The 12,780-nt window shown below is 44.3% G+C and carries 10 protein-coding genes and 2 tRNA genes; 5 read left to right on the top strand and 7 right to left on the bottom strand.

The features are described 5' to 3' along the window. Window positions 1-12 precede the first annotated feature (12 nt). Window positions 13-693, bottom strand: coding sequence for a GTP cyclohydrolase I FolE (gene folE, locus BLT07_RS11765; protein WP_091868876.1), 681 nt, complete (start codon window positions 691-693; stop codon window positions 13-15). 275 nt (window positions 694-968) lie between these two features. Here folE and BLT07_RS11760 point away from each other — a divergent pair, with 275 nt between their 5' ends. After that, a complete protein-coding gene (locus BLT07_RS11760) occupies window positions 969-2,405 on the top strand; it encodes a T9SS type B sorting domain-containing protein (RefSeq protein WP_091868874.1) in 1,437 nt (478 codons plus the stop codon). A gap of 82 nt (window positions 2,406-2,487) precedes the next feature. On the opposite strand, the gene BLT07_RS11755 is transcribed toward BLT07_RS11760, so the two are convergent. Then, window positions 2,488-4,005 carry an OmpP1/FadL family transporter gene (locus tag BLT07_RS11755; protein ID WP_091868872.1) on the bottom strand — a complete coding sequence of 506 codons (1,518 nt, stop codon included), beginning with the start codon at window positions 4,003-4,005 and terminating at the stop codon, window positions 2,488-2,490. Between the two features lie 116 nt (window positions 4,006-4,121). Next, window positions 4,122-5,450, bottom strand: a complete 1,329-nt coding sequence (locus tag BLT07_RS20755) for a hypothetical protein (RefSeq protein ID WP_139205139.1) — start codon at window positions 5,448-5,450, stop codon at window positions 4,122-4,124. A gap of 93 nt (window positions 5,451-5,543) precedes the next feature. Here BLT07_RS20755 and proS point away from each other — a divergent pair, with 93 nt between their 5' ends. From proS to rpsT, 4 genes are all read left to right on the top strand, one after another. After that, entirely contained in the window at window positions 5,544-7,019 is a 1,476-nt protein-coding gene (proS, locus tag BLT07_RS11740; RefSeq protein ID WP_091868865.1) for a proline--tRNA ligase, read from the top strand. Window positions 7,020-7,175: 156 nt separating this feature from the next. Further along, window positions 7,176-7,247: transfer RNA gene (locus tag BLT07_RS11735), tRNA-Glu, on the top strand. 84 nt (window positions 7,248-7,331) lie between these two features. After that, window positions 7,332-7,403, top strand: a tRNA-Glu gene (locus tag BLT07_RS11730). A 103-nt stretch (window positions 7,404-7,506) separates the two neighbouring features. Further along, window positions 7,507-7,758 carry a 30S ribosomal protein S20 gene (gene rpsT / locus BLT07_RS11725; RefSeq protein WP_091868863.1) on the top strand — a complete coding sequence of 84 codons (252 nt, stop codon included), beginning with the start codon at window positions 7,507-7,509 and terminating at the stop codon, window positions 7,756-7,758. 102 nt (window positions 7,759-7,860) lie between these two features. On the opposite strand, the gene BLT07_RS11720 is transcribed toward rpsT, so the two are convergent. The 4 genes from BLT07_RS11720 to BLT07_RS11700 form a co-directional block, all read right to left on the bottom strand. Next, the gene (locus tag BLT07_RS11720; protein WP_091868861.1) at window positions 7,861-9,060 is read right to left on the bottom strand and encodes a glutamate-5-semialdehyde dehydrogenase; all 1,200 of its coding nucleotides are present in this window, start codon (window positions 9,058-9,060) and stop codon (window positions 7,861-7,863) included. A gap of 38 nt (window positions 9,061-9,098) precedes the next feature. After that, window positions 9,099-9,869, bottom strand: coding sequence for a glutamate 5-kinase (proB, locus tag BLT07_RS11715; protein ID WP_091868859.1), 771 nt, complete (start codon window positions 9,867-9,869; stop codon window positions 9,099-9,101). A 1-nt stretch (window position 9,870) separates the two neighbouring features. After that, on the bottom strand, window positions 9,871-10,677 hold the full coding sequence (proC, locus tag BLT07_RS11710; RefSeq protein ID WP_091868858.1) for a pyrroline-5-carboxylate reductase: 807 nt from the start codon (window positions 10,675-10,677) through the stop codon (window positions 9,871-9,873). Window positions 10,678-11,756: 1,079 nt separating this feature from the next. Next, entirely contained in the window at window positions 11,757-12,506 is a 750-nt protein-coding gene (locus tag BLT07_RS11700) for a hypothetical protein (RefSeq protein WP_091868854.1), read from the bottom strand. Window positions 12,507-12,780 lie beyond the last annotated feature (274 nt).

The raw sequence follows: 12,780 nt of genomic DNA, 5'->3' as shown, positions 1-12,780 counted from the left end.
GGACGAAGAGGTTTAGAAATTGGTATCTAAATTAATATAATCCAAAAACTCCCGGCGAACCTCCTCATTTTTGAATTTTCCGCCATATTCTGCGGTGACCGTACTGCTTTCGATATCGCGAATGCCCCTTGAATTAACGCAAAGGTGTTTAGCGTCGATGACACAGGCCACATCGTCTGTGTCCAGAACTTGCTGAAGCTCGCGTACGATCTGTATGTTCAAACGTTCCTGTACCTGCGGGCGTTTCGCGAAATAATCAACGATACGGTTCATTTTTGATAGTCCGACTACGGTTCCGTTGGAAATGTAGGCGATGTGGGCTTTGCCAACGATGGGCAACAGATGGTGCTCGCAGGTGGAGTAGAGGGTAATGTTCTTTTCCACCAACATCTCGCCATATTTATACTTGTTGGCAAAGGTCGACGATTTGGGTTTTCTGTCCGGATGTAATCCTCCGAAAATTTCTTGGACGAACATTTTGGCCACCCGATCCGGTGTACCTTTTAAGCTGTCATCTTCAAGATCAAGGCCTAAAGTCATCATGATTTCCTGCACATTACCGCGAATACGCGCTATTTTTTCAGAATCCTCCAAAACGAAGGCATCCCCACGCAGAGGGGTTTCTTCCGATGCGGAGGCATGGTCGTCACCCATTTCTTCGTACTGCTTTTCTAAAGTGTTGTCTATTTTCATAAGTATCCTAAACTAAAGCCTTTTTAAAATTCGCATTCTATCAGCTGTAAAACGGATGCAAAGATATGCATAATATGGCACTTTATGCGCCCTGAGCACCTTTACGCAGCATAAATTGATGTTAACCGAAAAGCAGTATATTTTTTTCTCTGCCCAACGACCCACTCTAAACTCCCTTCCTTCCTGTCATCGATTAACTGCCAATTTTCCCCGTTGAAACATACTAAACAGGGTCTTAAATAGTTATAGATAAAAGCATTTTTAGCCTGACTCTTATGCGACCTACTTTATATGCATTCTGTGCCCTATTCCTGCTCTTTAGTTTGGGAATACACGCACAAAATTCCCCCGATTGCCGAACCGCTATCCCCGTATGTGCCGATGCGCCTATCATGGGTTATGCCGATGGTAGCGGGGATATCGATGATTTTGATCCAGAGGTAATTCGGTTATATGATTGTCTTGAGAAAGGTAGTGTCAGTTCTGCCAACATCGAAAATAATGCGTCATGGTTTGTCTTTCGTGCCGGTACGGGCGGGCAGGTCGGTTTTGATATCGAGGCTTTGCCGGTCGGTGGTTCGGGCACCCCGACGGCAGAGTGGGATTTTATCGTCTTTGGTCCGGATCCCGATTGTAGTGCGATCAGTAACGGGACGGCACCTGTGGCCGCCTGTAATTACGAGGTCAACAACACCAACTTTACGGGTATCGGGGTGAATCCCGTAAGCGGACAGGAAGGCGGTGTTTTTGTGGATGATGTTACGGAAGGGAATAACAATACCTACGCCCCATGGTTGGAGGTTTTGTCAGGGGAAATGTATTACATCCTTATAAATAATTACAATACCAATTTCGATGACGAGGCCGAACATTTTATGCTCACGTTTACCGGTAGTTCGGTGGATGCGGATCAGAACAGTGCTTTGGACTGTACCTTAAGGGACGAGTTTTTAGGATTGGATATCGTGGCTTGCGAAGGCGACCCCGATATTCACTTGAGCGCACTGAATTCTCCTGCGGGACCTGATATTCTAAACGTTACCTGGTCTGTCGACTACGATGACGATGGTACAATCGATGCGCCGTTGGATTCGAGCCCCTCAGCTACTGAAATTATCGTAGCCAGCCCCAATACGGGACGCTATTTTGTCGACATCACTACTAGTTTTGGACAGGTGACCGATGATATCTTAATTACTTTTTTTGGTATTCCCGTATTAGATAGGGTCGAACTTTTAAATTCCAACCTCTCCTTGAATCCGGATAGGAACACTATCGAATTTTTTGTGGATGGCGACGGGGCTTACGAATATGCCGTCAATGGTGGTGATTTTCAAGATGACCCTGTTTTCAATGACGTGCCACCGGGAATCAACACGGTCATCATCAATGATAAAAATGGATGTGGCAGTACCGATCCGCTAGAATTTTTGGTCGTCGGTTATCCAAAATTCTTTACCCCGAACAGCGACGGCGCGAACGACTCTTGGAACATCAGGGGTATAGAAACCTTGACCGATCCCTCGGTATTGGTTTTCGACCGATACGGAAAGTTCCTGGCGCAGTTGGGAATCAATTCGGATTGGGACGGTACCTTCAACGGTTCTCCGCTACCTTCTTCCGACTATTGGTTTCGATTGGAGTATGGAGGACAAGAGGATGGGGTGTTGGTTGCGAAATCGACACAGACGCATTTTACGTTGAAGCGCTGATTTCACTAAGCGCTGAACGCGTTTCGCCTTATTTTTAAAGCGAAAGGTGTCAGCGAATGGTGTCAAGCGAATCGCGCGCTCCCTAGAAGTTTAAGGTATATCCCAAACTATACGTCATATTGATTTTGTTAACGACGGCAGGCGTGTTGATTCCGGTCTCTGCTAAATAGCGAAGTACGTCTTGCTCCATACGATTAACTGCAAAATCCAATCGGCTTCCACCGAAGTTAAAACCGAGTCCCCCCGAAATACCGTTGAGATCGCCTATGATGTTTCCATCTGCATACGGACTTTGCTCGTAGCGGTATCCAGCCCGTAAGCTGAGCCTTTCGATTCGGTATTCACCACCGACCCTAAAGGAAGAAACCGCGCCTAGTCTCTCCGAAATAAAAGAATTTTCAGAGGCGAAAACAGCATCGCTGGTAGGGCGTAATTCGGCCTTCGAGAAGTCCTGATAACTATAATCGAAACTTAGAAGTCCGTTTTGGCCGAACACAGCGGCAATACTTCCTGTCAATTTACCGGGGGTCTTGATTTGGTAGTCAAAGATGGTTGTGCCCAAAAAAGGTGATCCATCGATTAAATCTCCCCTATTGCGATAATTTGAACTGATGCGTTGCGCCACGTTATCCGTCAATCGGTACCAGGTCGGTGATTGATAACTTGCGCCCAGTCGTATAAAGTCGTTCAACTTTCCAATGGCACCTAAACCTAAAGAGAATCCGCTACCTTCGGTCTGTAACAAATTTTCAAAAGTAGTTCTACGTACCTCGGAATTGGTATCCGAATACTCCTCTTGATAGCGGTTCAGCCTATCGAACAACACATTGTGAAAATTCAAGGAAGCACCGAATTGGAGGAAATCGCCATATTGTGTGGCCGCGTTCACGGTAAACTTACTGTTTTGTCCTGATACCGTCTGGCGAAAATTCTGCGAAAGATTGTTGTAATCTGCATTTGAAATATACGTAGTTTCATTCGGATCATCGGGATTTGTAGGATCGATAATACCGGCCTGAAAACCAAGAAATGCCTGTTGCGCGGGGTATCCAAGACCATCAGTGGCGCCTATGTCCAAATAGGCATCGTTCAAAGTTTCATTGTCCTGTGTTTTTATATCCTCGGCCAAGATCCCATCCGCAAAATCCAGGAAATAAGTATCGATACCCTCGTTGCTTAAGCCAGACACATAGATACGGTCGTCAAAATTTTGCACCATATCATAATTGAAGGCAGCGGATATCTTTTTCCATCTAGCATCAGGGTCTTTCGACTTAAAAATCATAGCGCCACCCACCTGATTGATGTCCAATGAATTCGAATTTTCGTTGGTTTGAATTCCTTGATAGTCCGCTTTGGCGCGACGATCAAAATAGGTGCCTGTAAATGTAAATAGGCTATTATTGAAGACCGCACTACCGGCCGGGTTGGTGCTCAGTGCCGAAAGGTCGCCCCCCAAGGCTCCGAAAGCGCCGCCCATACCTTGAAAGCGGGCCGTTCCCTGAAGGTTCTCGTTGCTGTACCGCAGCACATCATCGATGTTCTGGGCACTTGAAATAGCGCATGCGGATAACGCGATGAAAGTCAAAAGTCTTTTCATTCTAAGCAATTTTTAAATCAATTTTGGATTTGTTTATAAAGGCATGACTCGGCAATTATCATCGACCATTCATTCAAATTTGAAACTTGACCCCTATGGACGAGATGATTCTTATTCTAATTGCCTCTTCTTCCACCCGATGAAGAAGAGCGCGACGAACCGCTAGAGCTTCTAGAGGAACTTCCTGAACTTCTAACGCTGCCCGACGAGCTTCTTGAACTACTTCCAGAACTTCTGTAGCTACTACTAGGACTCGAACTGCGACTACTTGATGACCGATAGCTGCTATTATTGCTATTACTTCGTGGCGAAGAACTTCGGTAAGTGCTACTACTCCTCTGGGTTCTTGTGCCCGAGCTGCGGTACGTTGAACTTCTGGGGGTCGCGCTTGAACTGCTTCTATAGGTGCCATTGGGCGAAGCACTTCTAGCGGTTTGACTACTTCTCGAAGAACGATTGTAGTTAGGGGCAGCCCGCGTACTTCTGCTTGTGCGGTACGATCGATTCTGGTCAACACCTACAGTTCTTCTCGATGTGGCCGAGCTATTTCTGTCACCGCTATAGCTTCGCGAGCTTCGTGCGGCAGAGCTTCTATTGGTACTTGCCCTTGCACTACCCGTATTATATCGTGGCGTTGATCTGTTCCGATTGACGTTCGAACTGCTATTTGAAGCATATCTTGAAGTACCTCCCGTAATGGAATTGGTGTTGCGGTAGTAGCCCCTGCGCGTTGAATTGTAAGCATAGCTTCTCTGTCCGTAATTGGTGTTGAAACCATAGTATCGGTTGTTGTAACCGCGGTAGTAGCCAAAAGGCGGGCACCAAGTGCCGTAGCCTCCGTACCCATAGCCACCATAATACCCTGCATATCCACCATAGCCATAATAACCACCGCCCCAGCCCCATGGGCTATAGCGGTATCTCCATGGGTTGTAATAACCGCCACCCCATCCGAAGCCATACCCGCCCCAGCCATACGAGTTGTAAAGCCAAGGTGAACCAAAGCCGAAGCCACCGAAGCCCCAGCTATTGTCATATACATTGATGGTAACGCCGGTGGAATTATCTCCCCAACCGGCATAGCCGGCATAGTCGTTACCGTTGTCGTAATAATCGGTCAATTGGCCTTGCGGAACACTGTCGTTTTCCATTTCGGAGTCGCTACTATACGAGTTGATATCTGTAAAGATTTCGCCATCTAGCATCTCTTCATATTGCGCGGCCTGCTGTCCGAAATAGTTCGTATAAGCCTCATTGCCGGTTTCTTGCTTTTTCGCTTCTTTTCGCTGGGGTCTTTCAGCAGTGACTTGATTGTCACTGGAGTAAATACCATCGTTGTCGTAATAGGAAGCGGACTGATATGATCCACAAGAGGCCAATACGATGCCCGAGAGTGCGAAAAGGGCCGAAATACGGATTTTTGGAACGGGTATAGAATATATCATAGCAGTAATTTTATTGTTGAACTTAGTAAAAATAAGTAGTTTTACCCAATTATTTTAGTTAATAAGAGCAAGATTTATGCCAAACTACAACACATGGGTAAAAGGTTAACGAAGCGAAACGAAGATTATTCCAAATGGTACAACGAATTAGTGGTAGGAGCCGATCTCGCCGAGAATTCCGGGGTTAGGGGCTGTATGGTCATTAAACCTTATGGTTTTGCCATTTGGGAAAAAATGCAGGCGGAATTGGACAGGATGTTCAAGGAAACGGGGCATGAAAATGCCTATTTTCCGTTGTTTATCCCCAAATCCTATTTGAGCAAAGAGGCCAGTCACGTAGAAGGTTTTGCCAAGGAATGTGCGGTCGTCACCCACTATCGGCTGAAAAATGCAGAGGATGGCAGCGGTATTATCGTAGATCCGGATGCCAAGCTCGAAGAAGAACTCATCGTAAGGCCTACTTCGGAAACCATTATTTGGGATACGTATCGAAGATGGATACAGTCGTACCGCGACCTACCCCTGTTGATCAATCAATGGGCCAATGTTGTGCGATGGGAAATGCGCACGCGACTGTTTCTCCGTACCGCGGAGTTCCTTTGGCAAGAGGGCCATACGGCACATGCTACTGAGCCGGAAGCTATTGAAGAGGCCGAAAAGATCATGAACCTGTATGCTGATTTTGCCGAGAACCACATGGCCATGCCGGTAATTAAGGGGTTAAAAACAGAAAGCGAACGTTTTGCCGGTGCGGTCGAAACTTATTGTATAGAAGGAATGATGCAAGACGGTAAGGCATTGCAGGCCGGTACATCCCATTTTCTAGGCCAAAACTTTGCCAAGGCGTTCGATGTGAAATTCGCCACCAAAGAAGGTAAACAAGAATACGTTTGGGCTACCTCTTGGGGCGTTTCGACGCGATTGGTGGGCGCCCTGATCATGACGCACAGCGATGACAACGGATTGGTGCTGCCGCCCAAGCTGGCGCCGATACAGGTAGTCATTATTCCTATCTATAAAGGATTGGAACAGTTGGATGCCATATCCGAAAAAATAAAGCCTCTAGTGAAGGAGCTTCGGTCAAAGGGAATTTCGGTTAAATTCGATAATCGGGATACCCATAAACCAGGATTTAAATTCAACGAGTATGAATTGAAAGGCGTACCCGTGCGCTTGGCCGTCGGACAGCGTGATCTTGAAAACGGCACCTATGAAGTCGCCCGAAGGGATACCCTGACGAAGGAAGTCGTGCCCATGGATGGGGTAGTTGCCAAAATTGAATTTTTATTGGAGGATATCCAAAAAAACATCTATCAAAAGGCGCGCGATTTTAGGGATACCCATATTACAAAAGTGGATACCTATGAGGAATTCAAAACCATACTTGAGGAAAAAGGCGGATTCATTTCCGCACATTGGGACGGGACCCTGGAAACCGAAAACCGTATCAAGGATGAGACCAAGGCCACTATCCGTTGTATTCCCATAGATGACGAACGGGAAGCAGGCCTTTGTATGGTCACCGGAAAACGGTCGGAAAGACGGGTGTTGTTCGCGAAAGCGTACTAAACCGACCACAATTCCGAAAAATATTTGAGAGGTCTTGCGATAGTGAAAAATAATTGTATTTTTGCATCCGCAATTACAGGTACGAAGTTAGAAGTACGACGAACGAGGTATGGTTTTTTATTTCGCATCACGTATTTCTAACTTCGTTTCTTGATTGGCCCGTTCGTCTAGGGGTTAGGACGCCAGGTTTTCATCCTGGTAACAGGGGTTCGATTCCCCTACGGGCTACTGGAACAAGGTAAGAGTGCAGCGTTAAGAATTATGAAGTGTACCAACTAATAGCTCTTGACTCTAGACTCATAACCAGCGAAAGGCCCGTTCGTCTAGGGGTTAGGACGCCAGGTTTTCATCCTGGTAACAGGGGTTCGATTCCCCTACGGGCTACTATAAACAAGTTAGGGTTATAAGTTGTGTGTTGTGAATTGATCGTTGTTAATTTCACACCGGAGAAACGAATGACCAAGTAACGCAATAACTATTAAATAAGATGGCAAATCACAAGTCGGCTTTAAAACGAATCAGAAGAAACGAAGCGGTACGTCTTCGCAACCGGTATCAGCATAAAACTGCGCGTAACGCAATCAAGAAATTGCGCGGGGCGGAGAAGAAGGAAGATGCATCGGCCTTGTTGCCAAGTGTCTACAGTATGATCGATCGTTTGGCAAAGCGCAATATCATCCATGACAACAAAGCGGCGAACTTAAAGAGCAAGTTGGCCAAGCACGTCGCGGCTTTATAGTCAAGAGAATAATTTTGAATATATAGAAAAGCCCCAACGGATAAATTCCGTTGGGGCTTTTTCAGTTGGGGTTAGGTGAACTGATTTTGTAGTGTCACCAGACTAAACCCTCACTTGGCCATCGCCGTATACATAGTATTTGTTGGTGACCAATTGTTCGAGGCCCAACGGACCGCGATGGTGCAGCTTGTCGGTACTTATGGCCAGTTCCGCGCCTACTCCCATGGCACCGCCATCAGTAAACCGGGTGGAAGCGTTATGGTAAACAGCGGCCGAATCGACTTGTTCCATGAATTTTACGGCCGCATCTTTGTCCGATGTCATGATGGATGTCGAATGTCCCCCGGAATAGGTATTTATCTTTTCGATAGCATCCTCCAGACCATCTACGGTACCAATGCAACATTTCATGGCCAAGAATTCTTCCTTCCATACCGACTCATCGGTAATGATGGATCTTTCCCCTAATACGGAACCTGTTTTTTCATCCACTAAAATGGATACTCCATTTTTGGTTAAAAAGGTATCCAATTCTTTTAGTTTTTCGGGATAATCGGGAATAGCGCTATCGATCAGAATTTTGTCCAATGCGTTACAGGCCGATATTTTTTGGGTTTTGGCATTGAGGATGACATTCAGGCTTTTTTTCCAGTCTGCAGTGGCATCCACATATAAAAAATTATTACCACGTCCACTCACCAGCACGGCGCATTGCGCGTGTTCTTTTACGAAGGCAATCAGTCTTTCACCGCCGCGGGGTACAATAAGATCCAATTTTTCGGGCGGATTTTTCAAAAATGCCTGCGTTTGTTTCCGATCCATAATGAGCAGTCGAATCCAATCCGTATCCAATCCGTTTTCCTCCAAGGCGCGATGCCAGCAGGCTTCGAGAACCTTATTACTATGATAGGCTTCTTTCCCTCCTTTTAAAAGTATTTTATTGTTCGCCTTAAAAGCCAGCACGGCAGCTTCGATAGTAACATCGGGCCGAGATTCGTAAATAATCATAATGGTGCCGAAAGGGGCGGTCTTGTTCTTGATCTCGAGTCCGTTTTCCAATGTGCGATTGGATTTTAATTTACCGACCGGATCTTCCTGACCCATCACTTCTTTCACCGATGCGATCATGTCATCTACTTTTTTGTCGGTAACGACGAGCCGATCATAAAGCGCTTGGTCGTCTTTTTTGAAAAGATCCAAATCCTTTTTATTGGCTTCCACTATTTTGTTCCGATCTTTATCCAAAATCGAAATCATCGATTTCAAAACGTTATTTTTTATTTCAGTATCCAGTATTTTCATGTCTTTTGTTATTTTTAAAATTATACTCCGACATCCTCTTACGCCATTATTCGAGTACCCACCTTTTTGCCTTCCACGATATCGAGTATAATATTATCCCGTTTTCCGTTGGCGATAAAGGTAGGAATGTTTTTCGCGGCGGTCTGCTTGGCGATACTAAGTTTCGAGCCCATACCGCCACGGCCTTCGGCCTCTCCTTTTTTGACTTCTTTGACATATTTCTCCACATTTTCGTCGACACCGACGTTTTCTATAACTTCGGTATGTTCATCATCGGGGTGCCCTGTGTAGAGACCGTCGATATCAGTAAGGATAATGAATTTGTCGGCTTTGATCAGCTCTGCGACCAAACTTGCCAGTTCATCATTATCGCTGAACATTGAATTGGTCACTGAAACTGCGTCGTCTTCATTGGCGATGGGCACGATTCCTTCGGACATCAATCCCTCGTAACAATTGATCATGTTTTCACGGTGTATCCCGGGGTTGAAGTCCCTTTTAGTAGCAAGTACTTGGGCACATTTCATTCCGTAATCCCGAAAAATGTTATAGTACAGCCGCATCATACGGGGCTGACCCGTGGCCGAATATACCTGTCTGCGAATGGTTTTGTCCTTAATTTGACAATCTCCCATGACTTCCATGCCGGCGATTACCGAACCAGAAGAAACCAAGACCACCATGATATCGTTTTCGTACAATTCGGCGATTTGTTTGACCAATCTTTTTAAAATGGGTCGCACGATCCGATTATCCTTGTTGGTCATTACGTTCGTGCCGACCTTAATTACTACTCTTTGCTTGTACATATTATTTTTCTTTACCAAGTTCTACGGCCCTGTTGAATGCCGCATACGCGGCTTCTTCAATGAGGTCCTTAACATTATTGTCATCCATAGAATCGAGTGCTGCCCGGGTAGTGCCGCCTTTCGATGCCACTTTATCCATCCAGGAATTGGGCGAAAGATCGGACTGGTTGAACAGTTCGACCGCGCCTTCAAAAGTCTGGCTGACCAGTACTTTGGAGTCATTTTTAGAAAAGCCCATTTTTAAGGCAGCCTCCATCATGCTGTGCATAAAATAAAAAACGTAGGCCGGTCCGCTTCCGGAAATGCCGGTAGAGGCGTCGATATAGTTTTCCGATTGCACGCGAATGGATTTCCCGGTCGTGTCCAATAGGTTTTCTACGGTCAGTAATTCGATACGGCTAATTTCATCCGAAGCCATATACGATGTTATCCCTTTTCCGACCTGTGCCGGTAAATTGGGCATGGCCCGAACCACTTTCTGGATACCCAAGGCATTTTTCATAGCAGCGATCGTAATTCCTGCCATAATTGAAATAATAATTTGCCCCGGATTGATCAGTGATTTCATCTTAGCAAAAAGATCTGCGCTGTGGTACGGTTTTACGGCAATAAAAATTAAATCGGCCTCTGGAAGGCAATCCTCCATATTATCAAATACATCGAAATGGGAAATTTTTTGAAGGGATAGAATTTTTTCGGGAGAGTTGTCCAAAATCATCACGTTCTTTTTCTTAAGCAGTTTCGATTTTGACATGGCCTCGGCATAGGTCAATCCCATATTGCCAGCTCCTATAACTAATACTTTCATTTTAAGTTTTTTAGGTTTTGTTACTTATTCAACACCTAATGGAACAATAACCGTACGAAAACCCGGAAAACAGGATAAAGTTTGCTATTTTCTTTGGCGAAATATATGATTTTCAATCCAATGAGCGCTTAGCACCTATTACTAAGTGTTTAAGCCAGAATAGGCGTCTTTTATAAATGAAGATGGATAATCTAAAGATTTGCTGTTATAAGGCAATACCCTGTAATATTGTCGATTTTGGACTGCAATACTGTCAGGGATGAAAGCAAATTGCATTCCTATTTTCGAAATTCAAGTACTCAAAAAAAAGCCCCACGCAAATTTCAATGGATATTTTTACATTTCGACAGCTCTGCTAAGGGGTCGCCTCATTCGAATGAATCCAACAATAAAGAGTATGTACATTGCAAATATAAGGATCAGATGTATGCTGCGTATCCAAGGACTTTCGCTGAATCCATATATGAATTTAAAGAACCAGAAAATTTTTATGGGAAGATATCCGATATAAAATAGGGTAAGTCCCAGACTCATCCAGAAAAGAAAGTTTTGTTTAATTATAAATTGCTGTGGAAGCGAAATAAAATACCGTAGATAAGAAATGGTACAATATAACAAGAAGCATCCGCCTACCAGATAAGTCAAGGTTTGTGAATCGGATGCAAAACTTTGTAAAAATACATTGATGATGCAGGATGTTAAAAAAATTAGGGCCGCATACCGAATGTTTCTTAGAAAGCTGTGATCCTTTGAAAAAGACCAAAAGACATAATAATAGTACAGATATGAAATAATAGTGTACAGATTGTAAATAATACTATTATCCGCCAGGTCGCTGAAAATTAACGCTATATTTTCATCAGATATTATTAAAGCGCCAAGCAACTCATTTAAAAAGGTGTAAAGAAATAGTATGGGTACAAAGCGTAACGGGGTATCGAAATAGTTAGGATACCGCCATAATGCGACCGCAAGAGTAATGGCATAAAGTGGAATGTATCCCATCTCCAGTATCGTACGCATTAGGCTTTCCTCCATGATATTTAGCTATAATGAGGGTGTTCTAGGGCCACTATCGATTATCTGGGAGGATTTCGACTGCCTTCATTGCCTATCACACTCTGCTCCGCAAAAAAGAGAGATGGCGTGGGCGTATTGGTCCAATTCGGTAATAGGCTGGCCTCATTCGTATTCTTTGGAGTTTCTAGACTGCTTGTCGGGGCCGGTTTATTTGCCCTTACGAAAGAATCGGAAAGTAAATAAGGTCTTGGTTTGCCCTCTTGTCCCTCATCCGAAATATAATAGGCAGATTCATTCCCATCTATAGCGATGGTCGGCACGAACATTACCGTATTTCTTTTTTGCTTGTCGAAATCTGGATTATCTGCGGAGTAGTTCGCAAAGTAAATGCGTATGGTCGATATATCGGCACCTGCTTTTTTAGTCTCTTGTTCTATAAATTTTAAGTACTTTTTGAATTCATCATATTTATAATAGGTGTATTGCACAGGTACAAATCCTTTTTCGTCCGCTTGCATACCCGCCTTATCTTCTTCTTTTTTGCCTTGCTTATATTGAGGGTTTCGAGAAAGGGAGTCGCCTATTTTTCTGCCGTTATCTTCATAAATTTTAATGATTTTACCGCGATATTCGCTGTAATTATCGAACTGTGTTTTCGCTTGATTGTCGGAAATGATTATGTCTTTGACATCATCCGCAGTGACAACACTCTCCTTAGCCGATTTATCAAAACCATCACAACCGACAATCCCAAATAATAGAATTAGGGCCATAGCAAATTTGAATACGAACTTTTGAGCATTTTTCATAACATACGATTTTAAGGTTAGATTTTAATATACTAAGGCTACCTGCGGGGGACGGGCAGGTTCGGGGGAACCAAAAATCGGGGGAAGAAATTTGTCTACGTGGTAAATATATTTGAAAATAACGAAAATGTCATGACAAATCGTAAAGAATCGATTTACAATTTAAAGAGAAATACCGGTTTTCAGGAAGTAGGGTTTTCAAACCTGCTTTTGGAAACAACAGGCACTCGCCAATCACATAATGGATAAAATGGAATATGGTAATACTACGATA

Source organism: Pricia antarctica, assembly GCF_900101815.1.
Lineage (GTDB): Bacteria > Bacteroidota > Bacteroidia > Flavobacteriales > Flavobacteriaceae > Pricia > Pricia antarctica.
Note: the sequence above shows the minus strand (reverse complement) of the source record. Positions and strands in the feature narration are given on the sequence as shown.